Annotated in this window: 21 protein-coding genes and 2 tRNA genes; 12 read left to right on the top strand and 11 right to left on the bottom strand. The window is 71.5% G+C overall.

Annotated elements, in window-relative coordinates:
* Positions 1–33 precede the first annotated feature (33 nt).
* A complete protein-coding gene (locus ACTRO_RS24770) occupies positions 34–846 on the bottom strand; it encodes a metallophosphoesterase (protein ID WP_034266683.1) in 813 nt (270 codons plus the stop codon).
* A 141-nt stretch (positions 847–987) separates the two neighbouring features.
* On the opposite strand from ACTRO_RS24770, the gene ACTRO_RS24765 reads away from it, so the two are divergent.
* The 6 genes from ACTRO_RS24765 (at position 988) to ACTRO_RS24740 (ending at position 7,407) form a co-directional block, all read left to right on the top strand.
* Positions 988–1,767: a nuclease-related domain-containing protein gene (locus ACTRO_RS24765; RefSeq protein ID WP_034266679.1), complete on the top strand. Its 780-nt coding sequence runs from the start codon at positions 988–990 to the stop codon at positions 1,765–1,767.
* A gap of 114 nt (positions 1,768–1,881) precedes the next feature.
* Positions 1,882–2,964 (top strand): histidinol-phosphate transaminase, encoded by a 1,083-nt coding sequence (hisC, locus tag ACTRO_RS24760; protein WP_034266676.1) that lies wholly within the window; start codon positions 1,882–1,884, stop codon positions 2,962–2,964.
* Between the two features lie 100 nt (positions 2,965–3,064).
* A complete protein-coding gene (pdhA, locus tag ACTRO_RS24755; protein WP_084316507.1) occupies positions 3,065–4,243 on the top strand; it encodes a pyruvate dehydrogenase (acetyl-transferring) E1 component subunit alpha in 1,179 nt (392 codons plus the stop codon).
* Position 4,244: 1 nt separating this feature from the next.
* Positions 4,245–5,225 carry an alpha-ketoacid dehydrogenase subunit beta gene (locus ACTRO_RS24750; protein ID WP_034266669.1) on the top strand — a complete coding sequence of 327 codons (981 nt, stop codon included), beginning with the start codon at positions 4,245–4,247 and terminating at the stop codon, positions 5,223–5,225.
* 18 nt (positions 5,226–5,243) lie between these two features.
* Positions 5,244–6,602, top strand: coding sequence for a dihydrolipoamide acetyltransferase family protein (locus tag ACTRO_RS24745; RefSeq protein ID WP_034266666.1), 1,359 nt, complete (start codon positions 5,244–5,246; stop codon positions 6,600–6,602).
* A gap of 7 nt (positions 6,603–6,609) precedes the next feature.
* Entirely contained in the window at positions 6,610–7,407 is a 798-nt protein-coding gene (locus tag ACTRO_RS24740) for a carbon-nitrogen family hydrolase (protein WP_034266663.1), read from the top strand.
* A gap of 26 nt (positions 7,408–7,433) precedes the next feature.
* On the opposite strand, the gene ACTRO_RS24735 is transcribed toward ACTRO_RS24740, so the two are convergent.
* Positions 7,434–7,883 (bottom strand): hypothetical protein, encoded by a 450-nt coding sequence (locus ACTRO_RS24735; protein ID WP_034266660.1) that lies wholly within the window; start codon positions 7,881–7,883, stop codon positions 7,434–7,436.
* Between the two features lie 88 nt (positions 7,884–7,971).
* Between ACTRO_RS24735 and ACTRO_RS24730 the strand changes: the two genes are divergently transcribed.
* Positions 7,972–9,723, top strand: a complete 1,752-nt coding sequence (locus tag ACTRO_RS24730) for an NHL domain-containing thioredoxin family protein (protein ID WP_034266657.1) — start codon at positions 7,972–7,974, stop codon at positions 9,721–9,723.
* A 9-nt stretch (positions 9,724–9,732) separates the two neighbouring features.
* Here ACTRO_RS24730 and ACTRO_RS24725 read toward each other — a convergent pair whose 3' ends face one another.
* From ACTRO_RS24725 to ACTRO_RS24710, 4 genes are all read right to left on the bottom strand, one after another.
* Entirely contained in the window at positions 9,733–10,164 is a 432-nt protein-coding gene (locus tag ACTRO_RS24725; protein WP_034276600.1) for a MarR family winged helix-turn-helix transcriptional regulator, read from the bottom strand.
* Between the two features lie 106 nt (positions 10,165–10,270).
* On the bottom strand, positions 10,271–11,566 hold the full coding sequence (locus ACTRO_RS24720; protein WP_034266654.1) for a M18 family aminopeptidase: 1,296 nt from the start codon (positions 11,564–11,566) through the stop codon (positions 10,271–10,273).
* A gap of 95 nt (positions 11,567–11,661) precedes the next feature.
* On the bottom strand, positions 11,662–13,422 hold the full coding sequence (locus ACTRO_RS24715) for a TIGR03767 family metallophosphoesterase (protein ID WP_051451339.1): 1,761 nt from the start codon (positions 13,420–13,422) through the stop codon (positions 11,662–11,664).
* A gap of 207 nt (positions 13,423–13,629) precedes the next feature.
* Positions 13,630–15,459, bottom strand: a complete 1,830-nt coding sequence (locus tag ACTRO_RS24710; RefSeq protein WP_034266651.1) for an acyl-CoA dehydrogenase — start codon at positions 15,457–15,459, stop codon at positions 13,630–13,632.
* A 171-nt stretch (positions 15,460–15,630) separates the two neighbouring features.
* Here ACTRO_RS24710 and ACTRO_RS24705 point away from each other — a divergent pair, with 171 nt between their 5' ends.
* The 3 genes from ACTRO_RS24705 (at position 15,631) to ACTRO_RS24695 (ending at position 17,981) form a co-directional block, all read left to right on the top strand.
* Positions 15,631–16,032: an SseB family protein gene (locus ACTRO_RS24705; RefSeq protein WP_084316506.1), complete on the top strand. Its 402-nt coding sequence runs from the start codon at positions 15,631–15,633 to the stop codon at positions 16,030–16,032.
* A gap of 161 nt (positions 16,033–16,193) precedes the next feature.
* The gene (locus ACTRO_RS24700; protein ID WP_034266648.1) at positions 16,194–16,937 is read left to right on the top strand and encodes a class I adenylate-forming enzyme family protein; all 744 of its coding nucleotides are present in this window, start codon (positions 16,194–16,196) and stop codon (positions 16,935–16,937) included.
* Positions 16,938–17,108: 171 nt separating this feature from the next.
* Positions 17,109–17,981: a DUF1906 domain-containing protein gene (locus ACTRO_RS24695; RefSeq protein ID WP_051451338.1), complete on the top strand. Its 873-nt coding sequence runs from the start codon at positions 17,109–17,111 to the stop codon at positions 17,979–17,981.
* 122 nt (positions 17,982–18,103) lie between these two features.
* On the opposite strand, the gene ACTRO_RS24690 is transcribed toward ACTRO_RS24695, so the two are convergent.
* The gene (locus tag ACTRO_RS24690) at positions 18,104–19,012 is read right to left on the bottom strand and encodes a hypothetical protein (RefSeq protein WP_034266645.1); all 909 of its coding nucleotides are present in this window, start codon (positions 19,010–19,012) and stop codon (positions 18,104–18,106) included.
* A gap of 253 nt (positions 19,013–19,265) precedes the next feature.
* Positions 19,266–22,067: a PAS domain-containing protein gene (locus tag ACTRO_RS24685; RefSeq protein WP_034266643.1), complete on the bottom strand. Its 2,802-nt coding sequence runs from the start codon at positions 22,065–22,067 to the stop codon at positions 19,266–19,268.
* A 263-nt stretch (positions 22,068–22,330) separates the two neighbouring features.
* Between ACTRO_RS24685 and ACTRO_RS24680 the strand changes: the two genes are divergently transcribed.
* Entirely contained in the window at positions 22,331–23,092 is a 762-nt protein-coding gene (locus ACTRO_RS24680) for a GPP34 family phosphoprotein (protein WP_034266641.1), read from the top strand.
* Between the two features lie 43 nt (positions 23,093–23,135).
* Here the strand turns inward: ACTRO_RS24680 and ACTRO_RS24675 are convergent.
* The 3 genes from ACTRO_RS24675 to ACTRO_RS24665 form a co-directional block, all read right to left on the bottom strand.
* A tRNA-Ser gene (locus ACTRO_RS24675) sits at positions 23,136–23,228 on the bottom strand.
* An 80-nt stretch (positions 23,229–23,308) separates the two neighbouring features.
* Positions 23,309–23,857: an NUDIX hydrolase gene (locus ACTRO_RS24670; RefSeq protein ID WP_051451337.1), complete on the bottom strand. Its 549-nt coding sequence runs from the start codon at positions 23,855–23,857 to the stop codon at positions 23,309–23,311.
* A gap of 140 nt (positions 23,858–23,997) precedes the next feature.
* Entirely contained in the window at positions 23,998–25,002 is a 1,005-nt protein-coding gene (locus ACTRO_RS24665) for a serine protein kinase RIO (protein ID WP_034276584.1), read from the bottom strand.
* Between the two features lie 454 nt (positions 25,003–25,456).
* Between ACTRO_RS24665 and ACTRO_RS24660 the strand changes: the two genes are divergently transcribed.
* Positions 25,457–25,529 (top strand) — tRNA-Arg (locus tag ACTRO_RS24660).
* Positions 25,530–25,755 lie beyond the last annotated feature (226 nt).

The raw sequence follows: 25,755 nt of genomic DNA, 5'->3' as shown, positions 1-25,755 counted from the left end.
CCGTCGGCTGAGGCCGGCGGCAGCCTCCAGGACCTAATCGCGCGGCACCGTCGGCAGCGGGGCGACGAAGCACGGTCCGCCGAGGAAGGTGCCGGTGTCGAAGTTCGCCGCGTAGCCGCCGGCGTACACGAGCGGGCCGGTCACCTCCTGCGGGTCCTTGCCCAGCAGCAGCGGCACCGGGGAGTGCCCGTGCACGATCTGCCGGCCGCCGTACTCGCCGAGGAACTCGCGCGCGGCCTCGCCGTCGTCCGAGGCGAAGGCGAAGCGCTTGGTCATCATGTGCGTCAGCTCGTCGATCTGGGCCAGCCGCACCGGTTCGGTCAGTATCTCGGCGACCCGGGCGTTGACCTCCTCCACGCTCGAGCCGTAGCCGCGGTAGCCAAGGGTGTCGGCGTGCATGAGCAGGTGCTCGCCGATCCGGGCCATGGCCGGCAGCCCGGAGACCCAGGCGAGGTGGCGCTGCGTCAGCCGGGCCGAGTCGCTCTCCTTGCCGCCGTTGCCGGTCCAGCGCTCCCAGAACAGCCGCCGGGCCGCGTCGGTCTCGCCCGGGCGCGCCGGCACGGCGGCCGGCAGGTGCGCGGCGAGCAGCATCAGCTCGTGGTTGCCGAGCAGGCAGCCGACCTCGCCGCCGCTCTCGCCGGCCTGTTCCTGCAGGCTCATCACCAGTTCGATCACGCCGACCCCGTCCGGGCCGCGGTCGGTCAGGTCGCCGAGGAACCAGAGCCGGGTGTTCCCGGCGATCCAGCGGTCGTCTCCGTCCACGAAGCCGCCCCGGGCCAGCGCCTCGCGCAAGGGCGCGAGACAGCCGTGGACGTCCCCGACCGCGTAAGCCGACTGGTCAATCATGAATGCGAGGGTAACGGCAGGAGGCCGCACAGCGGTATACCCGCCCCGAATCCGGGTACCGCGATAGCGTGTTCCCCCGCCGCCCGGTCGGCATCGCGCCACCGGTGTGCGAGCGGCCATGGGCTGAAGGAGGCGGGCGGCGTGCCGGGGCTAGGAGCGGGCGAGAGCGGCGCGAGGACGGCGGGGTCGTTCCTGCGCTCCGAGTACGAGGACGGACGCCGCCAGTGGGCGGCGCGGCGGCGACGCGCGGTGTTCCTCTCCGCGCTCTGGTGGGCTCCGGCGGCGGTGGCGTTCGGCCTGCTGGCCGGGATCGGCACCCATTTCGCGTTCTTCGGGGTGCTGGTGGCGGTGCTGGCGCTGGCCGCGGTGATGGACGTGGCGTTCCAGCGGCCGGAGTCGCTGGACCGGATCAAGGCCCGGGCGGCCGCTGAGTCGAGCACCGCGCGCACCCTGGAGATGCTCAAGGTGCGCGGCGGCGGACACACCATCAACGACCGCTACTTCGGCGCTAGCGCCGACCCCTTCGAGGTCGAGCATCTGGTCGTCACTCCCCGGGGTGTCTTCCTGGTGGACTCCAAGGAGTGGCGCGGCTTCGACGTGCGGCTGCTCGGCACCGAGCTCTACGTCAACCACGTCCACCAAGGGGCCGCGCTCACCGAGATGGTCGCGCACGCCCAGACCCTCGGCGAGGCGCTGAGCGTGGCCGCCGCCGCGGACGAGGAGGTCGGCGTGGTGACGATCTCGTGCGTGCTGGCCGTGCACGCCGACGGGCTTACCGGCACGCCGCGGGTGATGGGCGGGGCGATCGTGGTGCGTCCGGAGCAGCTGCTCGCGGTGCTGCGCTCGCCGGACCTGCGCTGGTCCGCCCGAGCGACCCGGCACCTGGCCGACGCGGCCGAATCGCTGCTCCGGCCGAGGTGACGCCGCGGGGGCGGCCCGCGTGTCGTACGCCCGTTCCATGATCCTCGATTTCCTCGTCGGCTTCGGGGCCGTACGCTGTGCCCCACAGGGCAGTGAAGGATTGAGGAGCGCGACGTGGCCGACGTCAGGATTCGCCAGGAGATCGCCGGGCTTCCGGCGTACAAGGCGGGCAAGCCGGCCGCCACGTTCGAGGGCACCGCGTTCAAGCTCTCCTCCAACGAGAACCCCTACCCTCCGCTGCCCGGCGTGCTCGAGACCGCGGTCGCGGCGGCCGGGCAGGTCAACCGGTACCCGGACTTCGGCTCGAGCGAGCTGATCGCCGAGATCGCCGCGTTCGTCGGCGTCGGCCCGGAGCGGGTGGCCGTGGGCACCGGGTCGGTCGGCGTGCTCCAGCAGCTGGTGCAGGCGACCTCCGGCCCCGGCGACGAGGTGGTCTTCGCCTGGCGCTCCTTCGAGGCCTACCCGATCGTGGTGCAGATCGTCGGGGCCACCTCCGTGGCGGTGCCGCTCAAGCCGGACGAGACGCACGACCTCGACGCGATGGCCGAGGCGATCACCGACCGGACCCGGCTGATCCTGGTGTGCAACCCGAACAACCCGACCGGCGAGACGATCGGCCGGGACGAGCTCGAGCGCTTCCTCGACCGGGTGCCCGCGGACGTGCTGGTGGTGCTGGACGAGGCGTACGTCGAGTTCGTCCGGGACGAGAGCTTCCCGGACAGCATCGAGCTCTCGCTCGGACGGAGCAACGTCTGCGTGCTGCGCACCTTCTCCAAGGCCTACGGCCTGGCCGGGCTGCGCATCGGCTACGCGGTGGCGGACGAGCCGGTGGCGGAGGCGCTGCGCGCGTGTGCCGTGCCGTTCGGGGTGAACCTGGTCGCGCAAGCCGCGGCGGTGGCCTCGCTGCGGGCCCAGGACGCGCTGCTGGAGCGGGTCGCCGCGCTGGTGGTCGAACGCGACCGGGTCTTCGCCGAGTTGCGCGCGATGGACCTGCCGGGCCGGCTCGGCGTCGAGGTGGTGCCCAGCCAGGCGAACTTCTTCTGGCTGCGCCTGGGCGAACGCTCCGGCGCCTTCGCCGACGCCTGCGAAGCCGTCGGCGTCTCGGTACGGCCGTACGGGCACGACGGGGTCCGTGTGACAATTGGCGAGCAAGAGGCCAACGACCGGGTCCTGCAGGTCCTGCGATCCGGCTTCTGAGGTACCCCGGGCGGTCCCGGCCCTTCATAGTCCGGTGACCGGTGGGTAACGTGACCTCGGAATGACCCCCGTGGTCCTCGCCAACGATGAGGGAGACCGCATGACTGGGCGCAGGGCAGTGGAAAAATCCACCACCCCCACCCCCGCATCCGGGAGTACGAAGCGCGCCCCACAGGGCCGCGGTACCCGCCGGACCCCCGGGCTCGACGACGAGCCCGAACTCATCCAGCTGCTCACCCCCGCCGGGGAACGGATCGATCATCCGGACTACCCGCTCGAGGTGACGCCGCAGGAGGCGCGCTCGCTCTACCGCGACCTGGTGCTGGTGCGCCGGGTGGACGCGGAGGGCACCGCGCTGCAACGGCAGGGCGAACTCGGCCTGTGGGCCTCGCTGCTCGGCCAGGAGGCCGCGCAGATCGGCTCGGGCCGGGCGCTGCGTCCGGACGATTTCGCCTTCCCCACCTACCGTGAGCACGGCGTCGCCTGGTGCAAGGGCGTGCCGCCGGTCAACCTGCTCGGGATGTTCCGCGGCGTCAACAACGGCGGCTGGGACCCGAACGAGAACAACTTCAACCTCTACACGATCGTCATCGGCTCGCAGGCCCTGCACGCGGTCGGCTACGCCATGGGCATCCAGCGCGACGGCGCGGACAGCGCGGTGATCGCCTACTTCGGCGACGGCGCCTCCTCCCAGGGCGACGTGCTCGAGTCCTTCGTCTTCGGCGCCTCGTACAACGCGCCGGTGGTCTTCTTCTGCCAGAACAACCAGTGGGCCATCTCCGAGCCGGTGGAGCGCCAGTTCCGGGTGCCGCTGTACAAGCGCGCGGCCGGATTCGGCTTCCCCGGCGTGCGGGTGGACGGCAACGACGTGCTCGCCTGCCTCGCCGTGACCAGGGCCGCGCTGGCGCACGCCCGCTCCGGCCAGGGCCCGATGCTGATCGAGGCGTACACCTACCGGATGGGCGCACACACCACCTCGGACGACCCGACCAAGTACCGGTCCGACGAGGAGGTCGAGTCCTGGCGCGAGAAGGACCCGATCCAGCGCCTGCGGGCCTACCTGGACAAGCAGGACCTGGCCGACGCGGAGTTCTACGCCGAGGTGGACCGGGAGGCGGACGAGCTCGCCGCGCAGATCCGCGCGGCCTGTCTGGCGCTGCCCGACCCTTCGCCGACTTCGATGTTCGACCACGTGTACGCCGACGCGCACGCGCAGATCACCGAGGAGCGCGCCTTCCTGGCCGACTACCTCGCCGGCTTCGACGGACAGGAGGGCTGAGATGGCTCAGGTGACTCTCGCCAAGGCGATCAACGCCGGCCTGCGCCGGGCGATGGAGCAGGACCCGAAGGTCCTGCTGATGGGTGAGGACATCGGCAAGCTCGGCGGCGTGTTCCGGGTGACCGAGGGCCTGCAGAAGGACTTCGGGCCGGACCGGGTGATCGACACCCCGCTGGCCGAGTCCGGCATCATCGGCACCGCGCTGGGCCTGGCCCTGCGCGGGTACCGGCCGGTCTGCGAGATCCAGTTCGACGGCTTCGTCTTCCCCGCGTTCGACCAGATCACCACGCAGGTGGCCAAGTTCCGGGCCCGCTCGCTGGGCACGGTGCGGATGCCGATGGTCATCCGGATCCCGTTCGGCGGCGGCATCGGCGCGGTCGAGCACCACTCGGAGTCCCCGGAGACGCTCTTCGCGCACACCGCGGGCCTGCGCGTGATGGCCTGCTCGAACCCGCTGGACGGCTACTGGATGATCCAGCAGGCGATCGCCAGCGACGACCCGGTGATCTTCTTCGAGCCCAAGCGGCGCTACTGGGAGAAGGCCGAGCTGGACCTGCCGGCCACCGAGCCGGCCGCGCCGTTCGACCGGGCCCGGATCGTGCGCCCGGGCACCGACCTGACCCTCGCCGCGCACGGCCCGATGGTGCGCACCTGCCTGGACGCGGCGAAGGCGGCCGAGGCCGAGGGGCGCAGCCTCGAGGTCGTCGACCTGCGCAGCATCTCCCCGCTGGACACGGACGCCGTGGCCGAGTCGGTGGGCCGCACCGGAAGGCTCGTGGTCGTGCACGAGGCCCCGGTCTTCCTCGGCCTCGGCGCCGAGCTCGCGGCCAAGATCACCGAGCGCTGCTTCTACCGGCTCGAGTCGCCGGTGCTGCGGGTGGGCGGTTTCCACACGCCCTACCCGCCGTCCCGGATCGAGGAGGTCTACCTTCCCGACCTCGACCGGGTGCTGGAAGCAGTCGACCGCGCGTTCGCGTTCTGAGGCGAGAGGAAAAAAGCAATGGCGCTCAAGCACTTCCGCCTCCCGGACGTCGGCGAGGGACTGACCGAGGCCGAGATCCTCGGCTGGTCGGTCGCCGTCGGGGAGAGCGTGACGGTCAATCAGATCCTGGTGGAGATCGAGACGGCCAAGGCGGCCGTGGAACTGCCCTCCCCGTTCGCGGGCGTGGTCAGGCAACTGCTGGTGGAACCGGGCAGCACGGTGGACGTGGGCACCCCGATCATCACCATAGAGACCGCCGACGCCGAGGGCGGCGCGGTCGAACCCGGCCCCGGGCAGGGCGAGCCCGCGGCCAAGCGCGAGCCGGTGCTGGTCGGCTACGGCGTGGCCGAGTCCGCCACCACCCGGCGGGCCCGGCGCACGCCCGGCGGCCCCGGCGCGGGTGTCGCGCCCGCTCCGGCTCTCGCGCCGGTCGCGCCGGTCGCGCCCGAGCCGGCCCCGGCGCCCGAGCCGGTCGCGGCCACGGCGACGGTCACCACTTCGGCGACGCACGTGCTGGCCAAGCCGCTGGTGCGCAAGCTGGCCAAGGACCTCGGCGTGGACCTGACCACGATCGTCCCGGCCCGGCCGGACGGCGTGATCACCCGCGAGGAGGTCGAGCGGGCCGCCGCCGCTCCGGCCGCTCCGGCCGTGTCGGCGACCGCTCCGGCTCCGGCGGCGCTCGCCGAGGACCGGCGGGTGCCGATCAAGGGCGTGCGCAAGGCGACCGCGGCCGCGATGGTGGCCTCGGCCTTCACCGCGCCGCACGTGACCGAGTTCCTCACCCTGGACGTGACCCGGACGGTGAAGCTGGTCGAACGCCTGCGGGCCCAGCCCGAGTTCACCGGCCTGAAGGTCTCCCCGCTGCTGATCACCGCGCGGGCGCTGGTGCGCGCGGTGGCCAAGCACCCGGAGATCAACGCGTCCTGGGACGACGCGGCGCAGGAGATCGTGCTGCGCGGCTCGGTGAACCTCGGCATCGCCGCGGCCACCCCGCGCGGCCTGGTGGTGCCGAATATCAAGGGCGCCGAGCGACTGGGCCTGCGCGAGCTGGCCGGGGCGCTGGCCGGCCTGACGGCCACCGCCCGCGAGGGCAAGACCCCGCTGGCGGACCTGACCGGCGGGACCGTCACGATCACCAACGTGGGCGTGTTCGGCGTGGACACCGGCACCCCGATCCTCAACCCGGGCGAGGCCGCGATCCTGGCCTTCGGCGCGATCAAGCAGCAGCCGTGGGTACACAAGGGCAAGGTCAAGCCGCGCTGGGTGACCACGCTCGCGCTCTCCTTCGACCACCGCCTGGTCGACGGCGAACTCGGCTCGCGCTTCCTGCGCGAAGTCGGGCGCGGGCTGGAGGATCCGGCGGCCGTGCTGCTGTAATGAGGGCATGAAGGTAGCCCTGGTACAGCTCGACGTGGACCTTGACCGCGACCTCGCCGCGACGCGGGAGTCGGCCGTGGCCAAGGTCCACGAAGCCGCCGAAGACGGGGCGGAGCTGGTCGTGCTGCCCGAACTGTGGCTCAACGGCGCGTTCGACCCCGAGCCCTGGCCGGCCACAGCCGAGCCGCTGCACGGCGAGACCGCCCGACTGCTGCGCGAGACGGCGATGGACTGCGGCATCGTGCTGCACGGCGGCTCGATCGCCGAGCGGACCCCGGACGGCAGGCTGTTCAACACCTCGCTGGTCTTCGACGCCGAGGGCGAGCTGCTGGCCGGCTACCGCAAGATCTACCGTTTCGGCTTCGACCAGGGCGAGGCCGCGGTCATGTCCGCGGGCGACCACCCGACCGTCTTCCCGCTGCGCGACATCGACGACAGCGTGCTGACCACGGTCGGCCTCGCCACCTGCTACGACCTGCGGTTCCCGGAACTCCACCGGGAGCTGGTCGATCTCGGCGCCGAGGTGCTGCTGCTGGTCGCCTCCTGGCCGGAGCGCCGGCTCGAGCACTGGCGGACGCTGCTGCGGGCGCGGGCTATCGAGAACCAGATGTACGTCGTCGCGTGCGCGGCCACAGGGACCCAGGCGGGCATGCGGATGTCCGGGCACTCAGCCGTGATCGACCCGTGGGGCGAGGTGCTGGCCGAGGCCGACGCCGAGCCGACGACGCTCTTCGCGGATCTGGACTTCGCCTACGTTCCCAAGACGCGCGAGCGCTTCCCCGTGCTGCGCGACCGTCGCCGCTGACTCGCACGCTCACTCGCGCCCGCCGCTCACTTTCGCGGCGGGCCGACGACGTCGTGGACGATGCCGCTGATCAGCCGTAGGTCGTCGGTGGCCGCTTCAGCCTCGTAGGCCGCCTCCAGCGCGGCCTTGCGCGGGTCCGGGCTCAGGGCGAAGGCCAGCGTGCTCGCGGCTCGGGCCCGGCGGTAGGCGACGTCGTAGTCGGCCACGCTCGCGGTGCCGTCGTCCACGCTGTCCTGGATGTCCCAGGCCACCTCGTCCAGCCGTTGCGCCACCGCCTCGGCGTCGCGCAGCGCGGGCGCGCCCCGGCGGCCCGAGCGCAGGTCGGCGAGCGGGACGGCGAGCTGGGGCTCGTCCAGCGGCGCGGCGGCCAGGGCGGCCTCGGCCACCCGGTCCGCGATGCGGCGCTGCTGGTCTGCGTTCGCCGCTTCGATCAGCTGGGACAGCTGCGCCGATCGGGTTTCGAGTCGAGTGGCCACGGCCGCCATTTTCGCAGAGTCCTGCCGGCGGCGACGGGATGGACGAGCCGGGGAATGGCTTCTCAGGCAGGTGGGGTTAGATAGACACATGGCTGCACATGCTCGCGTTCGCGCCCCCCAGCTCGTGGGACGGGGCGGTTGGATCAACACCGGAGGCTCCGCCCCCGACCTCACCGGCAAGATCGTCCTGCTCGACTTCTGGACCTTCTGCTGCGCCAACTGCCTGCACGTGCTCGACGAGCTGCGCGAGCTCGAGGCCGAGTTCGCGGACGTGCTGGTCACCGTCGGCGTGCACTCGCCGAAGTTCGCGCACGAGGCCGACCACGACGCGTTGATCGCCGCCTGCGAGCGCTACGGCGTGCACCACCCGGTGCTCGACGACCCGGATCTGACCACGTGGAAGGCCTTCGCGGTGCGCGCCTGGCCGACGCTGACCGTGATCGACCCGGCCGGGTACGTCGCGGCGCAGATGTCCGGCGAGGGCCACGTGCACGGCCTGCGCGCGCTGCTGACCGAGCTGGTCGCGCAGTTCGACGCCAAGGGGGCGCTGCGCCGTGGCGACTCCCCGTACGTCGCGCCGGAGCCGGAGCCGACCGAGCTGCGCTTCCCGGGCAAGGTGGCCGCGCTGCCCGCCGGCGGTTTCCTGGTCTCGGACACCAGCCACCACTCGATCGTCGAACTCGCCGCGGACGGCGCGACCGTCGTGCGGCGCTTCGGCTCGGGTGAGCGCGGCCTGTTCGACGGCGGCGCCGAGAAGGCCGAGTTCAACGAGCCGCAGGGCCTGCTGGTGCTCGACAAGCACACCGCGCTCGTCGCCGACACGGTCAACCACGCGCTGCGCGTGATCGACCTCGACGGCGGCGAAGTGCGCACCGTGGCCGACACCCGCGAGCGTGCCCAGGCCAGTCCCTGGGACCTGGCGTGGGACGGCGAGCGGGTCGTGGTGGCGATGGCCGGCATCCACCAGCTGTGGAGCTTCGACCCGGCCGACGGCACGCTCGAGCCTTGGGCCGGCACGACGAACGAAGGGCTCGTAGACGGCCCGGTGGCGCAGGCCTGGTTCTCCCAGCCGTCCGGTCTCGCCACGGACGAGAGCGGTCGGATCTGGATCGCCGACTCGGAGTCCTCGGCGCTGCGTTACATCGAGCGCGTGGACGGCGAGGCCGTGGTGAAAACCGTGGTGGGCCAAGGGCTTTTCGACTTCGGTCTGCGCGACGGAGCGGCCGAGCAGGCGCTGCTGCAGCACCCGCTCGGCGTGACCGTGCTGCCGGACGGCTCGATCGCCGTCAGCGACACGTACAACGGCGCCGTGCGGCGCTACAACCCCGCGGACGGCCTTGTCACGACCCTGATCACCGGCCTGAAGGAGCCTTCTGACGCGCTGGTGACCCCGGAGGGTGAGCTGCTCGTGGTCGAGTCGGCCGCGCACCGGCTGACCCGGGTCAAGCTGCCGGAGGAGGCGCTGAACGTCGCGGCGACGGCGTACCGCACGCAGCGTCCGGCGACGGAGGTGGCCCCGGGCGAGCTCGAGCTCGAGGTGGTCTTCGAGCCGCCGCCTGGCGAGAAGATGGACGACCGCTACGGTCCCTCCACCTACGTGAAGATCTCCTCCTCGCCGGCCGAGCTGCTGCTCGACGGCCCGGTCGCGAGCGTGGAGACGGCCCACCGGCTGCGGTTGAACCCGGAACTGACCGAGGGCGTGCTGCACGTCGCGGCCAAGGCGGCGTCCTGCGACGACGGCGAGTTCCCGGCCTGCCACCTGCACCAGCAGGACTGGGGCATCCCGCTGCGGATCGTGGCCGGCGCGCCGGACCGGCTGCCGCTGATCCTGCGCGGCTGAGCCCCGGGCTCAGCCGCCCGGCTCCTCGTTGGCCTGGGCGTTGAAGCGCTCCAGGTAGCCGGCGAAGCGCTCGAGGTCCTCGCCGCTCCAGCCGGCCAGCCGTGCGGTGACGGTGTCCCGCATGGAGTCGTTGGCGGCCGCGAGGGTCTGCTCGCCCTTCGCGGTCAGAATGATGTCCTGGCCTGCGCGCCCGCCGCCCTCTCGAGCGATCATCCCCAGCTCGTCCAGGGCGGCGAGCTGGCGGCTGACGGTGGACTTGTCCAGGTTGTAGTGCCGGGCCAGGTCGGTGGCGCGCACTCCCGGGCCGGTCGCGATGTGCGCGAGCAGCGTGTACGCGACCAGGGACAGGTCCGGGTGCACCCGGCTGCCCAGCGCCCGGGCCCGCCGGGAGAGGACGGCGAGCTCCCGGTAGACGTCGGCGGCCCGCTCCGGTCGGTCCACGCTCTGCTCCCTGCTCATGCCCAAGGATCTCGGTTCCACGGGGAACCAACTTGAGTTGCAGACTACAACTTCCTGGCGGAAGAGCTCGAAGCCGTCGCCGCCCTGATCAGACCTCGAGGAAGGCCTTGAGCGCCGCCGCGAGCCGCCACGGGTCGTCCGCGCCGCACAGCTCGCGGGTGGAGTGCATCGACAGGCTCGGCACGCCCACGTCGAAGGTCTCGATGCCCAGCCGGGTCGCGGTGATCGGGCCGATGGTGGTGCCGCAGGGCAGGTCGTTGCGGGAGACGAAGGACTGCGTCGGGATGCCCGCGGCCGCGCAGGCCCTGGCCCAGATCGCCTGGGTGCGGCCGTTGGTGGCATAACGCTGATTCGCGTTGACCTTCAGCGCCGGACCGCCGTTGACCCGCGGGCGGTGCCCCGGCTCGTGCTTCTCCGGGTAGTTCGGGTGCACCGCGTGCGCCATGTCCGCCGAGGCCACCACCGAGCCGGAGTACGCCCGTGCCCGCGCCTCGGCCCGGCCGCCGCGTGCCTCGAACAGCCGGTCGAGCACCGTCTCGAGGAACGGCCCGCCCGCGCCGTAGGCCGAATCAGAGCCGGTCTCCTCGTGATCCATGGCCGCCAGCACCGGGATCGGGCCCTGCGGATCGAGCCCGTCGGTCACGGCCGCGGCCAGCGCCGCGACGCTCGCGTGCACCGACATCAGATTGTCCAGCCGGCCGGCGGCCACCAGCTCCGCGTCACGCCCCAGGTAGGAGGGGGCGGTGACGTCGTAGGTCATCAGGTCCCAGCCGAGCACGTCCTCGGCCCGCAGGTTGTGCTCCGCGGCCAGGAACGCGATCAGGTCCCCGTCGTGCGACTCGCCGAGGCCCCAGATCGGGCGCAGGTGCTGCTGCGGGTTGAGCTTGACCCCCTCCGAGTTCACCCCGCGGTCCAGGTGGATCGCCAGCTGCGGCACCCGCAGCAGCGGACGGTCGATGTTCACCAGGTGCTCGGAGCCGTCGCGCAGCACCAGCCGCCCGGCCAGCCCGAGGTCCCGGTCCAGCCAGGAGTTGAACAGCGGCCCGCCGTAGACCTCCACGGCCACCTGCCGCCAGCCCTCGGTGGTCACGTCCGGCGAGGGCTTGACCCGCAGGTTCGGCGAATCGGTGTGCGAGCCGAGGATCCGCAGCGGCCGCTCCGGCGGGGTGTCCAGCGGCAGGTACCAGGCGACGAGGGCGCCCGAGCGGATCACGTACCGGGCGCCGTGCGCGGCCTCGGTCCAGGATTCGGCCTCGGACAGGGGGGCGAAACCGGCCTTCTCCAGCCGGGCCGCTGCCTCGGCCACCGCGTGGAACGGGGTCGGAGCGGCCTTGAGGAACGCCAGGAGATCGTCGGTGTGGGTGCGGTCGAAAGTCGTCGCCATGCGATCAGCTTAAACTCCCGGTACGGAGATCGCCGGGCCCGGACTACCTACCCGGCGATCTCGGGGACGGGGCCCGCTTTCGATCTAAGACACGACTAGAACGGCGCGGGCAGCAGCAGCTCCACGTTGCGGTCCGCGGGCGCCCCGCGCCGGCCGTCCGAACCGGGCTCGGGCCGTGCGCGCTGCTGCCAGTCGTTGATGCCGAGCACCCGCGAGAGCGAGGCCAGCTCGGTCGGCGTGGACAGATCCCAGGACGGCTGCTCCGGCCCCGCGTGGTCGATCACGGTGGCGAGGACCGAAAGCGTGCCGTCGCCGTTGCGGACCAGTTCGAGCAGCCGCGCCTGCTGCGGCCAGTCGATATGCGAGGCCGTGTTCACCTCCCAGAACCCGCCGGGCACCGGGGAATCCGGGTGGCGGGCGAACGGGGCGACGCCGTTGACGTGAGTGTGCCCGTTGACCCACAGCACCACGTTGGGGTAGCGCAGCAGCAGATCCCTGATCTTCGGCCCGAGTACCCGGTGCTTGTCCGGATCCGCGTCGGTGAGCCAGTTGTCCATGGTCGCCACGGTGTGGTGGCTGAAGAGCACGATCAGCCGGTCCACGCCGGGGCCGGTCACCAGCCGCCCGTTCTCGTCCAGGAACCGGGACGAGGCGTTGTAGAGCTCTGCTTCGAGCCAGTGGTACTGCCGCTCGTCCAGCGAGCCGTTCGCCCCACCCGCCGGGTTGACCGTGTCGAGCACCAGGCAGCGCACACTCGATCCGTCCGCGCAGGGCGCGTCGAAGCCGTAGTACGCGGTACCTTCGGTCTTGTTCTGCTCGGTGAACCCGTGCCCCACCGGAGCGCCGAGCGTGTGGAAGTGCTCCGCCACCAGCTCGGCACGCCGCAGTGGCCTGCGATCCGGATCCGGAGTGACCGTGCGGAAATCGCCGGCCACCAGTTCCCGGATGGCGTGCGGCGAGACGCGCAGCAGATCCAGCGCCAGCCGGACCAGGCTGATGCCGTTGGGCAGCTCCACGGCCTTGTGGTCCTCGGTCGCGTAGTCCGTGCTGCCCCAGATGTGCGGAAGATTGCCCTGCAGCAGCGCATCGTGGTTCCCGTACGCCGAGTACCACGGCATCCGCAGCCCCTCGGCGGTGAACTCGGCCAGCGCCTTCTCCAGCAGCCCGTGGATCACCGGGAATCCGTGCAGCGCGCGCGGGCGGTCCACCAGGGCGCCGTCCGGCGTGCCCTCGGGATGCCAGTAGTGCACGTCGTAGCGGGCCCAGTCCATCACGCCCTCGTACTGCCCGAGCTGCCCGGAGTCCGGGCGCAGCGGGCCGCCGTCGAGCACGTCGATGAACCAGCGGAACTCGTTGTACTGGCTGTTGTCGGCATTGTCCCCGGTGCTCACGGTGAACGCGAGCGGCGCGCCGTACGCGGGCCCGACCCCGATCTCGTTGATCCGGCGCACCATCGCGTCCACGACCTGCACCGAGAGCATCTCGTTCGGCCGGTACGAGCCGGTGACGTTGGCCAGTCCGGCGAAGCGCGAGCCCGGGTCGTTGTAGCGGTCCAGGAACTCCACCCGGGCCGGGGACTGGTGGTCGACGAGGTGCACGTCGGTGAGCTGGGCGAACGCGAGCAGCGGCCGCGGCTCGACCGGCCCGGCCGGCTGCGGGCGCGCGGTCAGCTCGGTGCGCAGCAGATACGGCTCGCCCGGTCCCGCGACGATCGGACGGAACCCCCCGGGGCCGGGCGGACCGGCCGTCAGCGTGCGTTCGATCGTCGTGCCCTGCGGTGCCACCGCCACCACGGTGCTGAAGATCGGCTGCCGCAGAGCCTCGGCAGCCGGCGTACTGAACTCTGATTCAGTCACGTCGGCAACATACCCCCCTCATCAACTTCCATACAGCCGGAATCGGCGTCCGCCAAGGCCTTCGCCAGGGAGGACGCCGATTCCTGCGTGCCGATGTCGGGGCTGAGTCAAACCACTTCGATCGGGTGGTTCAGGCCGAACGGCCCGGGCTGTGCGCCAGGGCGCGTTGGAGAAGTATCGCCGGGGCCGCTACTTCTCCAACGCGCCCTAGAAGGCCGCCTCGTCCAGGTCCATCAGCGACAGGTCGGTGCCCTCGATGACGGACCGGGTCGCGGACAGGTGCGGCAGCACGTTCGCGGCGAACCACCGGGCCGCGGCGATCTTGCCGGCGTAGAAGGCCGCGTCCTTGCCGGAAGCGCCCGCGGCCAGCTTCTCCTGGGCGATCGCGGCCTGGCGCAGCAGCAGCCAGGAGCAGATCAGGTCGCCCACGGCGTGGAGGAACGCGGTGGTGGACTGGGCAGCCACGTGGATCTGCCGGGCGTCCTCCATCGCCTTGGCCGCCTGGGTGAACAGCGTGTTGAGGATGCCCTCGACGTCCGCGACGCCCGAGGCCAGCTGCTCGCGCGCCGGGGCCAGGCTCTCGCCACCGGCGCCGGCCGCGAGGAACTCGTCGATCTGGGTCTTGACGTGGGTGAGTGCCTGGCCCTGGTCCTTGACGATCTTGCGGAAGAACAGGTCGAGACCCTGGATCGCGGTGGTGCCCTCGTACAGGGTGTCGATCTTGGCGTCGCGGATGTACTGCTCGATCGGGTAGTCCTGCAGGAAGCCGGAGCCGCCGAGGGTCTGGAGCGAGCGGGCCAGCTGCTCGTAGGACTTCTCCGAGCCGTAGCCCTTCACGATCGGCAGCAGGAAGTCGTTGACGCGCTCGGCGGTCTCGTCCTTCTCGTCCCGGTTGCGCGCGGCCCAGGCCCGGTCCTGCCAGGAGGCGGTGTAGAACACCAGCGCCCGCATGCCCTCGACGTAGGCCTTCTGCTGCATCAGCTCCCGGCGCACGTCCGCGTGGTGGGTGATGGTCACCCGGGGCGCGGCCTTGTTCGCGGACTCGGCCAGGTCGGCGCCCTGCACCCGGTTCTTGGCGTATTCCAGGGCGTTGAGGTAGCCGGTGGACAGCGTGGCGATGGCCTTGGTGCCGACCATCATCCGGGCCATCTCGATGACCTGGAACATCTGCGCGATGCCGTTGTGCACCTCGCCGACCAGCCAGCCCTTGGCCGGCTGCTTCTCGCCGAAGGTCACCTCGCAGGTGTTGGAGACCTTCAGGCCCATCTTGTGCTCGACGTTGGTCACGTACGCGCCGTTGCGCGCGCCGATCTCGCCGGTGTCCCAGTCGAACTCGTGCTTGGGCACGATGAAGAGCGAAAGCCCCTTGGTGCCGGGTCCGGCGCCCTCGGGACGGGCCAGCACCAGGTGGATGATGTTGTCGGACAGGTCGTGCTCGCCGGAGGTGATGAAGCGCTTGACGCCGGTGATGTGCCAGGTGCCGTCGTCCTGCCGCACCGCCCTGGTGCGCCCGGCGCCCACGTCCGAGCCGGCGTCGGGCTCGGTCAGCACCATGGTGGCGCCCCAGCCGTTCTCCACCATCCGCTGGGCGACCTTGCGCTGCTCCTCGGTGCCGACGTGCCAGATCACCCGGGCGAACGGGGCGGTGCAGCCGTACATCCAGATGGCCGGGTTGGCGCCGAGCACCAGCTCGCCGATGGCCCAGTTCAGCGAGGCCGGGGCGACCGTGCCGCCGAGGCCCTCGGGCAGGCCGAGACGCCAGAACTCGGTGTCCATGTAGGCCTTGTAGGAGCGCTTGAACGCCTCGGGCAGCGGCGCGGTGCCGCTCGCCGGGTCGAATATCGGCGGATTGCGGTCTGCCTCGGTGAAGGACTCGGCCAGGTCTGTCACGGCCAGCCGCTCGGTCTGAGCCAGCACGTCGCGTGCGGTCTCGACGTCGACGTCGGGAAAATCCGCGGAGCCGAACGTCTCCGTGCCGCCGAACACCTCGAACAGGTTGAACTCGATGTCCCGCAGATTCGCCTTGTAGTGGCCCATGGGCTGGTCCTTTGCGCTGTCGGCCGGTCCGGCCGGATAACTGACCCGTCAGTAACCAATCATGCTACCCGCTGGTAACTTCATGCAAGGCGTCCGCCTCCGCCCGGGTGCCGCGAACGGACGGCCGGAGCCGGTAGTCCGGCCGGGCCCCGGCCGGATACCCTCGAAGGTGTGTACGGCTATCCGGGAGAAGAGAACGGCGGGGCGCAGATCCTGCAGCCCTCCTTGGCCGACGCCATCCGCGCCTTCGCGACCGGCGCCATCGGCCCCGAGGACTTCCACGCGGTCTTCACCGTGTCGAAGATCTACTGCCCGCGCGGCGAGCGCCCCGGCTTCCTCGCGCTGCACGACACCCCGCAGCCGGTGATCCCGATGTTCTCCTCGATCGCCGAGCTCGAGCGCTACTCCGGGGAGAAGGCGCGGCACTTCACCGTCACCGGCGCCGAGGTGCTCGACCTGCTCACGGCCGGCTACGGGATGATCCTGGACATCGAGGGCGACCACCGGGTGGTGTTCGACTCGCAGACCGTCGAGCAGATGATCGACTACACCATGAAGCGGATGTACGGCTGATCCTCCGCCGGGCCGGTCGCCCGGCCTTGATGATCACCCGCGAACGGACGGTCGCGGAGTGTAGCCAACCGGGGGAATGTGCGGCTACCTTACTGTCACCGTGGATACGGGTCTGACGGATATTCAGCGGTCGATTCCGGCCGCAGGCAAGGGGGCTGAACTTGTCGACGCACGCCACCACGCCCGGCTTCGGCCTGATCGGCGAGCTGGTCAAGCACCAGCTGGGCCGCACGCCGCAGGCCACCGCGCTGCAGTACGGCCAGCACAAACTCACCTGGCGCAAGCTGGACTCCCGGATCCGGCGCGCCGCCACCGGGCTGCGCGCGGCCATGGTCCGGCCCGGTGAGCGGATCGGGGTGCTCTCGCCCAACCATCCGGTCTGCATCGAGGCCGTGTTCGCCGCGGCACTGACCGGGACCACCGTCATGCTCGTCAACTGGTGGCTGCCGGAGGAGGAGATCGCCCGGCTGCTGCGTGAGGGCGAGGTGAAGCTGATGTTCGTGGCCACCGAACTGGCCGAGATGTTCGAGCGGATAAGGCCCGGCCTCGAAGACCTCGACTCGGTGGTGATCATCGGCCGCCCGGCCGGCGACCCGTACGCCACCGACGACTACGAGCTCTGGCTCGAGACGCACGAGACCGGCGAGGGCATGTACGAGGCGGCCCAGTTCCACCCCAGCGCGGACGACCCGGTGGTGCAGGTGCACGAGGCGGACGGCGCGAACCTGGCACTGAGCCACCGCACCCTGCAGCTCGCGGTGGCGGCCGAGCCGCCGGCGCTCGGGGACAGCAAGGTCGTCTCCGAGCCCTTGTTCCGGGTGCAGGGGATAAGCGCCGCGCTGCACGGACTGCGGGAGGGCATGCGCACGATCCTGGAGCACTCGGAGCCGGCGCCGGAGGCCTGAGCCGTACGTCGCGGTAGGGCGCGGGCACGGCCCGGCGCGGCTGGTCCGGCCAAGGGATCAGTGGACGACACGCGAGGACAATGTCCGTATTCTGAACATTAGCACCTTATTGTGCTGACTGTGGATACTCCTCGCCCTTGCTCGGCTCGCCCGCACCTGAACCGATGCCTCGTGCTCTCGGCCTCCGTGCTGTGCGCGGTGGCGTTGGCTGTCCCGGCCCAAGCCGCGACGTCCCAACACCGGACCGCCGCCCATCACGCCCACCATGACCACCATGCCCGCAGCGCCCGAGCGGCCGGGCACGCGGGCCCGCTCTCGCTCAAGCCCCCGGTCGTGAGCGCCACGGGCTTCGACACCTGCGCCGCGCCGAGCGCCCAGGCCATAGCGAGCTGGCGCGCCTCGTCCTCCTACCGGGCGATCGGCGTCTACATCGGCGGATCCAACCGCGCCTGCGGCGCCGGGAACCTCAGCAAGAGCTGGGTGCACACGGTGAGCGGCCAGGGCTGGCGGCTCGTGCCGATCTACGTCGGGCTGCAGGCGCCCTGCGCGCAGGAGCGCAAGGGCGCGAGCGTGATGTCCGCGGCCAAGGCCGCCGAGCAGGGCACCGCGGCCGCGAATGACGCCGTGTCAGGGGCCAAGCACTTCGACATCGCGGCGGGCAGCCCGATCTACTACGACCTCGAAGCCTTCACCGAGACCGACCAGTCCTGCGTGCGCACGGTCACGGCCTTCTTGAACGCCTGGACCAGGCAGCTGCACGCGCACGGCTACTACGCCGGCGTCTACGCCTCGGCCGACGCGGGCATGTCCACGCTGGCCGGCGTGGTGCGCTCGAACCGGAGCTTCGCGCCGCCGGACGCCATCTGGATCGCGCGCTGGGACAAGAAGGCGAAGACCGCGGACGCATCAGTGCCCGACAGCATGTGGGTCCATCACCAGCGGATCAAGCAGTACCAGGGCGGCCACACGGAGACGCACGGCGGAGTCTCGCTCAACATCGACAGCGACTACCTGGACGGACCGGTGGCCCGGATCGCCGGCTGACCGGCCTGATCCGAGTGAGCCGAGTGAGTCGACTGATCTGACGATTTGCCCCGATCCGCGGGGCGAACGAACGGGGCCCGGGCAGATCGCCCGGGCCCCCTTTCCACGCTCGTCTTCGCGCCCTACCAGGCGCCGCCCTGGTCCGGGCGCGCCGAGGGACGCGTCGGCGGACGGCCTGCCATGTCCCCGCCCCGGTACGGCTCTTCCTCGTAGCGATCGGGCCGCGGCATCGGCCGGCCCTGCTGCGGGCGGCCGCCGCCGGCACCGGCGCCCGGCTGCGGGTAGCGCCCGCCCTGCTGCGGACGGATCGGCTGCCCGGACAGCGGCGCCGGACGCTGCGGATAGCCGCCGGAGTTGCCCATCGGAGGCGTACCCGGACCGCCGGGGCCGCCGCCCATGCCGCGCGGCGGGACCGCCGGACCGCGCGGAGCAGGGGGCATACCGTAGCCGTCGGACGGGACCGGCGGGAGAACCGTGGTCGCCGCGGCGGAGACGGGCATCGCAGGCATCGCAGGCGCGGCCGGGCTCGGGTACGGCGTGCCGTACGGATCGTTCGAGGCCTGGTACGCGGGCGCCGCGGCGTAGGCACCCGAGTCGTAGCCGGCGGAGGCGCCGAAGGACGCGCCGGTGGGCTGGTATCCGGTCTGCGGCAGGCCCAGCGCGCTGCCCGTGCCCAGCGAGGAGCTCGAGGAGCCGAGGCTGTCCAGGGACATCCCCAGCGGATCGTCCTCGATGGCCTTGCGCGCCAGCTCGCCCACCGTCAGCGCCAGCTCCGTGGCCAGGTCCAGGGCGCGCGAGGAACGCGCGTTCTCCCGCATCCACCAGCAGGCGATCTGCACGATCGAGCCCGCCGCGTGCGGGCACAGGATGATGGCGGACCGCAGCGGAACCGGACGCGGGGCACCGGAGTTCACCCGGAACCAGACCCCGTCACGGAATCCCAAGGCTGCCTGCCCCACCGAATCGGGCAGTACGACCTGGTACTGGCGCTCGAGTTCGCGGATCGACTGGTCGTACGGCGGCAGGCTCATCGCGCCGCCGAAACGAAAGGCTGTGGGTGCTTCATGACGCCGCCTCAGGCTAGCCGCTTGACTGGGTGTGACCGTCGTGGAAAGGCGCACGCACGGTATCTGGTCCGAAGGTACTCAACAAGTGCGGTTTCCAACAGTCCCCCCACTCGCGCAGTTGTCCCGTCGCTTGGTTCGCGACCGGACCAACGCGGTCGAAAGGGTCGAGTCGGACACCGCGTCCCGAACCGCGCCGTGAGCACGACGCGGGCCGGGGTCAGGGGGCTATCTTCGCCAGCAGGTCGCCGATGCGCCCGGCCGGCTCGGAATCGGTGGCGCGCTCGGTCAGATACAGCGACGCGAAGCCGCCGGAATCCGTGCCCTCGGCCGTGTAGACCACCAGCGGGGTGCGCGCGAGCAGGCCGCGGTCGCGCAGCCAGTCCACCACGCCCACCCGGCGCCGCCGGATCTGCATCAGGTCGAGTACGACCAGATCGGGCGGGCAGGCCACCGCGGACTCGCGGCTCTCCGCGTCCGTGGTCGCGTGCGCCACCTGCATGCCCTGACGTTCGAGCATGTCGGCGAACGCCTCGGCGAGATCCGCCCTGGCCTCCACCAGCAGCACCCGCGGCATCCGCACCCCGTCCGGGCACAGCGCGGTGAGCAGCAGTGAGGGGTCGGGCCCGAGGTCGCGCGCGTCCTCGGAACAGCCGATCCCGGCCGTCACCAGCAGCGGCAGCTCCGCCCGGGCCGCGGCCAGCCGCAGCTCGCGCAGCCCGCGCCGGGTGATCGGCGCCGAGATCGGGTCGACGAAGACCGCGAACGGATGTGCCAGCCCGTTGCCGTTGGCCGCGTAGGTCGGCAGCTTCTCCGGCTGCCCGAGGGCGACCGGCTGGTAGCCGCGGGACCGCAGCAGATCGTTGGTGCCCTTGTCCGGATCGGGCCACAGCAGCAGCCGCGGCGTGTCGTCGGGCTCCGGCTCGGGCTCGCTGACCGGCTCCTCGGGCACTGACACCGGCGCGTCCTGCGCGCCACCGCGGCGCCGGCCACGCGGCTCGACCTGCGGGCTCGGCGAAGCCGGCGAGCTCTGCGGCGGCGCGGGCGGCGCCGGGGGTTCGGGCTCTGCCTCGGGCTCGGCCCGCCACGGCCGGCTGAACTGGCGCGTCTCCTCCGCCGCCGACGCCGATCCGCCCGAAGGCTGCGGCTCGCCGGTGACCGAGCGATCCGGCTTCGACCAGACGTCCCCGGTGGGCATCGGCTTGGACGGACGCAGGTCGGCGATCGAGCCGATCGTGCCGGAGAGCGCGGAACGAGACTGCGCCGGGATGCGTGCCTGCACCTCGGGCGTCGTACGGCGGCGGCGGTCCGCTCCGTGCGTCGTGTGGTGCCCGTTGACCTTCGGCAGCTGTCCGGTCGACTCCGCCTCCGTCTGCGCCGAGCCGTTGGCCACCGAGCGGGCAGGACTCTGCTGCTCGTCGGACGCCGGCCCGGCGGTGACCTCGCGCGGCTTCGACCCGTAGGCGCGCCCCGAACTCCGCTCGGCCGGAGCGTTCGCAGCGCGCGAACTGCCGGCGGCGGGGCTGGGCGCGCCCGGAGTGCCCGGCTTGGCGGGGACGGGCTGGGTGACCGGCACCTCGACCACGTGCGTGTTGCCCTTGCCGGCGATCCGGTGCGTCGTGACCGTGCCGCCGTGGCGCGCCGCGATGGCCTGCGCGATCGGCAGGTGCAGCGGACCGCCGCCGGTGTGCGGCCCGCGGATCTCGATCCGGGCCAGCGCCCCGCGCCGGGCCGCGGTGACCACGATCTTCCCGCCCACCGGTGAGACCGAGACCATGTCGGCGAGCAGATGGACCAGCAGCTTCACGAACAGCGCGGGATCGAGCTCGACCTCCACGTCGGCGCAGTGCGCGGCGATCTCCACCCCGACCGCGCCGGCCGCCGGCTCGGCCGCCGCCACGGCGTCCTCGACCAGGTCGGCCAGCTCCACCGGCTCGGCCTCGAAGTCGAGCGTGCCCAGCACCGACTGCTGGAAGTCGACCAGGTCCGCCGAGAGCAGGGAGAGCCGGCCCAGGTCGGCTTCGAGCTCTTCCAACGCGGCGAAGGCCACGCCGTCGAAGGCCGAGGCCTGATACCCGGAGTTCGTGTACTCGACCACGCTGCGCTCGAGCAGGTCGTGCACCCGCACGCCGAGGTCGGCGATCCCACTGCGCAGCTCCTGGTCGAGCACTTCGGCCAGCTCCGCGGCCTGCCGGGCCGCCGCGCGCGAAGCGGTGTTGTCCACGAACGTCATCACCGCGCCGATGATGTTCTCGCCCTCGTAGACCGGAGCCGTGGTCAGATCCACGTACACCGGCCCGCCGTCGCTGCGCCACAGCACCGTGTCCAGAGCCCGGTGCTTGGCGCCGGTGCGCACGCTGTCGAGCAGCGCGCACTCCTCCTCCGGCAGCGGCGTGCCGTCCGCGCGGGAATGGGTCAGCAGCTCGTGCGCGTCCTGGCCGCCGAGCTCGGCCGCCCGGTACCGCAGGATCTTCGCGCCGGCCGGGTTGACCAACACGATCCGGCCCTCGTGGTCGACCCCGATGATGCCCTCGGAGGCCGCGCGCAGAATGAGCTCGATCTGGCGCTGCTGCCGGCGCAGCTCCGCCTCCACGTCCAGCACGCCGGTCAGGTCGCGCACGACCAGCAGCGTCAGACCCGCGTCGTCGTCCTCGCCGAGCTCGGCCGTGGTCACCTCGGCCGGGAACATCCCGCCGTCGGTGCGCCGCGCGGCCATCCGCTCGGGAGGCCGGCGCACCGGGCCGGTGACCGGCGTGGCCGTGGCGGCGGACGGACCGGCCGGCAGTGCCGTCGGGTCCGAGCCCGGGGTGGCCAGGGTCCGCCCGATACCCGGCAGGACCAGCACGATCTGCTTGCCCAGCAGCCGTTCCGCGCTCTCGCCCTCGAACAGGTTCAGCGCGGCGGCGTTGGCGTTGACGATCGCGCTCGAGCCGTCCACCAGCAGCAACGCGTCAGGCAGGGCGTCGAGTATCGCGGCGAGCCTGGCGGCGCCCCGGACCGGGGTTCGGTTTGTCGGGCCCACCGGGACGTCCCTCCACTCGCTGTTCGTGCGTGCCGCCGTGGGTCCGACTATCCCATATGTCGGCCGCTGGCGGGAGAATCTCCGTCGAGGTGCACCAGTCGTCTTGGCCGCACATAGCTCCTGAGCGGGCAGGCTACACGGTCAAGATCACCGTGTGAACCCCCGAATAGCGCCCGCCGACAGCCGACCGGCCACGTCACGGGCCCCGCCGTCGGCGGCCTGAGGGGCTTGCCATTCGGAGCCGGAGCCGTACTGTGTCGCATATGGGGACCGGGGAGGACCTTCTGCTGCTCGCCGTCGACGACCGGCACGCCCGCACTCGCGGCGGCGTACGGCTCGCGGCCGCGTTGGCGGCGGCGCACCTGGTGGATCTCGCGGCGGCCGAGCGGATCACGCTGGACGGAACGCGGCTGCGGGTGACGCGGATCGAGCCGGTCGGCGACGAGCTGCTCGATCCGGCCGTGGCCGCGATAGCGAAGAGCACGTCGCCGGTCACCGTTCATCGATGGCTGACGGGCCACGCGCATCCGGCCGTGATCGCCCGGTACGCGACGGCAGCGAGAGCCGCGGGGACGGTGAAGACTGACGAAACATTGAGCTACGACCGCGACAAGGCACGCGTGCGGAGAAGTGAGCCGCGGATCAACGTCGCCGACGAGTCTGCGCGCGACCAGATCGTCGCAAGAGTCTCAGCCGCCCTGGCCTTGCCCGGGACCGTCGCTACCGCGCCTGTGCCTGTCCAGGACGTCGCGCTGGCTGTACTCGTCGACGCCGTCGGGCTCACGAAGCTCTATCTCGGCTCGCGCTCGGACCGGCAGGCGCGCGCAAGACTGTCGGAGCTCGCCACTGGTAAGTCCGGCGGGCTGCCCGACCCGGACCGTACCGTGATGAGCATCGCCCGCTCCGCTCACCGCATGCTCAGCCAGTGGAAGGAAACCGACCCCGGCCCGGCCATCGAGATCGGCCCGATCCCGATGAGCGCTCAGTGGGTGATCAAGAACGCGGGCGCCGTCGGAGGCGTCTGACGCTCCCGAGAAAGCCGAAACGCCCGCCGAAGCGGGCGTTTACTGGCGGAGGCTGAGGGATTTGAACCCTCGATGGGCTTGAGACCCAAACCGCATTAGCAGTGCGGCGCCATAGACCGGACTAGGCGAAGCCTCCCTGCCGCACAGCATACCCGGCGCCATGGCCCCGGACCAAAATCTTTCCGCGCGAAGGTCCGTGGCCGCGCCGGGCGCCGGTCAGCGCACCGGCAGATCGTGGTCGGCGAAGTCGATCGCGGCAAGCTCGGCGTAGGGCAGCCAGCGCAGCTGAGTGGACTCGTCGTTGAGCGTCACCGCGAGCCCGGGCAGCGTGCGGTAGGCGAAGCGGAAGTCGAAGTGGTGGTGCAGCGGCTCCCGGCGCCCCTCGTGCGCCGGGATCGTGTGCACCGCGATGTGCAGCGGAAGCGCCTCCTCGCCGCCCACCGGCTCGAGGTCCTCGACCCCCACCCCGCACTCCTCCGCCAGCTCCCGCAGCGCCGCCCCCACCAGTGACTTGTCCTCCGGCTCGCAGTGGCCGCCCGGAGTGAGCCAGCGGCCCAGGACCGTGTGCTTGACCTGCAGCACCCGGTCCTGGTCGTCGAGCAGCACTATCCCCGCCGTCACGTGCGCCGGGAAGCGGCGGCGCGAGGTGAAATCGAACCCTTTGGCCAACGTGTCTAGCACCGGCACCAGAATCGTGCTCTCGGACGGGTAGCGGTCCAGGTAACCGCGGACCGTGTTTCCGATCTGCTCCAGGGCGATGGTCATCGTTGTCCGTCCCACGTGCTCGTGTGCCAGGGGGATGTGCTTGGTCTATGCCCGCCCAGCTTACGGTCTGACGGCGCATCACGGAGGTTTCCTCGGGAATCCGTCCGGTGAGGTGTCCCGCCTCCGCCGCTGAAACCTCGTCACACCAGGCGTGCCTGGTAGCGCAGCGTGGTGAGCAGATCCTCCCCGCACCGCTCCGCGTCGGGCAGCCCGCGCGCCGTGAACCAGTCGGCCACGTTGCGCACGTCCCGGTCGAGGTACTCGCCGCCGCGCGGGTTGACGGTGAGGTCCACGATCTGCGGCAGGTCGATCAGCACCAGCCGGCCCTCGTGCACCAGGATGTTCCACGGCGAGAGGTCTCCGTGCGTGTACCCCGCCCCCGCCACGATCTCCAGCGCCGAGCACAGCTGCCCCCACAGCTCGGCGAGCTCGTCCGGCGTGGGCCGGAGCGCCGCCAGCCGCGGCGCGGCCGAGCCGTCCGCGTCCCCGATGAACTCGATCAGCAGCTCGGTGCCGACCCGCTGCACCGGATAGGGCACCGGAGCCCCCGCCGCCCACAGCGTCCCGAGCGCCGCGAACTCGGCGATCGCCCACTGCTCCGCGATGATCTTGAGCCCGAACCGGGTCCGGTTCGCCACCGCCCGATCCATCCGCGACTCCCGCGTGCGCCGGCCGTCGACGTAGGCGGCGTCCCGGTGGAAGTTGCGGTGCTCGTTGTTGCGGTAGATCTTCTCCGCGAGCAGGCAGCTGGAGTCGACCGACGGGGTGCCCGGCCCCGCCACCGGCCTGGGCCCCGGCAGCCACCGTTCGACGAGGTGGACGTCCGCCTCCTTGCCGGTCTTGACCACCCCCAGCCGGCTGTCCACCGCCCCGTCCGCGACCACCAGCCAGCCCGGCCGCGGCTCCGGCCCGAGCTCCCCCTCCCCCCAAGTGGACCAGCGGTCAGCCCCCTCCGGCAGCGACGGCGCGTAGAACTGGTCCTCCCGCCGCTCCGCCAGCCGCTCCCGCTCCCGGTCGGTCAGCCGCCCCCGCCGCAGCAGCCGCTTCTCCGCCTTCTGCTCCTGCTCGCTGAGCAGGCTGCGGGCCCGAACCCGCTCCTCGGCGTGGAAGTCGTCGGAAAGATGCTCGTCGTACGAGTCGTAGATGTTCTCGGGGTTCTCGGGGTTCTCGGGGTCATCGGAGTCCTCGAGGCCCGCGAGGCTCTCGTCAGCCGGGAGCCCGGCCGGGTAGTCGTCCGGCCGGAGGGCCTCGAAGTCGTCCGGTCCGTCAGCCGAGGTCGACGGAGCGTGGCCGGCCGAAGCCGGCGAGTTGTGCGTGTGCGAAGGCACGATGAAGGTTCCTTTGGTTCGATCCGTGAAGGTGATGAAAGCGCTGGCCCATGGCCACGACCGTGTTCGTCATCGCGCACCTCCTGCAGATCGACCGGGCGCCGCGAGCGGCGCGGCGAGCAGCTCCTCGCCAAGCCGCGAGTATGCACGCCCCGTACTCGCCCCGCAACAGCTTTTACGGCCCGCCTATTCGGTTTGCGGACCTCCCCCCACAACCGTGTACACTCGAGCAGTCGGCAACCGCGGGTCGAAGATCCGCGGAACGGCACCTGCGCCCGTAGCTCAACGGATAGAGCATTTGACTACGGATCAAAAGGTTAGGGGTTCGAATCCCTTCGGGCGCACCGAAAAGTCCCCAGCTCGGTGGTTCTGAGCTGGGGATTCTTTGTTTGTCGGTTGATTCACTGGTCTAGTCCACTGATACCTTCGCAGGGGTATGGCGCCCTGTGGGCGAGTGAAGGGCGAGTGGATGAAAGAACCTTCGGCGGATGCGCGTGTCGTCCCGGGGTTGCGCCAGCATCGGCCCTATGATCCCGCGCGGTTCGTGTCGCATGGTGCTTATCCGTCTCC

Origin of the sequence: Actinospica robiniae DSM 44927, assembly GCF_000504285.1 — a bacterium.
GTDB lineage: Bacteria > Actinomycetota > Actinomycetes > Streptomycetales > Catenulisporaceae > Actinospica > Actinospica robiniae.
This window is presented reverse-complemented; position numbering and strand designations above follow the sequence as displayed.

What these genes read in the sequence shown, in the direction of transcription:
- ACTRO_RS24720 (WP_034266654.1), bottom strand. Translation starts at nt 11,566, where the DNA reads ATGGCGACGACTTTCGACCGCACCCACACCGACGATCTCCTGGCGTTC.
- ACTRO_RS24670 (WP_051451337.1), bottom strand. Translation starts at nt 23,857, where the DNA reads ATGACCATCGCCCTGGAGCAGATCGGAAACACGGTCCGCGGTTACCTG.
- ACTRO_RS24770 (WP_034266683.1), bottom strand. Translation starts at nt 846, where the DNA reads ATGATTGACCAGTCGGCTTACGCGGTCGGGGACGTCCACGGCTGTCTC.
- pdhA (WP_084316507.1), top strand. Translation starts at nt 3,065, where the DNA reads ATGACTGGGCGCAGGGCAGTGGAAAAATCCACCACCCCCACCCCCGCA.
- ACTRO_RS24710 (WP_034266651.1), bottom strand. Translation starts at nt 15,459, where the DNA reads ATGGGCCACTACAAGGCGAATCTGCGGGACATCGAGTTCAACCTGTTC.
- ACTRO_RS24680 (WP_034266641.1), top strand. Translation starts at nt 22,331, where the DNA reads ATGGGGACCGGGGAGGACCTTCTGCTGCTCGCCGTCGACGACCGGCAC.
- ACTRO_RS24730 (WP_034266657.1), top strand. Translation starts at nt 7,972, where the DNA reads ATGGCTGCACATGCTCGCGTTCGCGCCCCCCAGCTCGTGGGACGGGGC.
- ACTRO_RS24745 (WP_034266666.1), top strand. Translation starts at nt 5,244, where the DNA reads ATGGCGCTCAAGCACTTCCGCCTCCCGGACGTCGGCGAGGGACTGACC.
- ACTRO_RS24690 (WP_034266645.1), bottom strand. Translation starts at nt 19,012, where the DNA reads ATGAGCCTGCCGCCGTACGACCAGTCGATCCGCGAACTCGAGCGCCAG.
- ACTRO_RS24750 (WP_034266669.1), top strand. Translation starts at nt 4,245, where the DNA reads ATGGCTCAGGTGACTCTCGCCAAGGCGATCAACGCCGGCCTGCGCCGG.
- ACTRO_RS24740 (WP_034266663.1), top strand. Translation starts at nt 6,610, where the DNA reads ATGAAGGTAGCCCTGGTACAGCTCGACGTGGACCTTGACCGCGACCTC.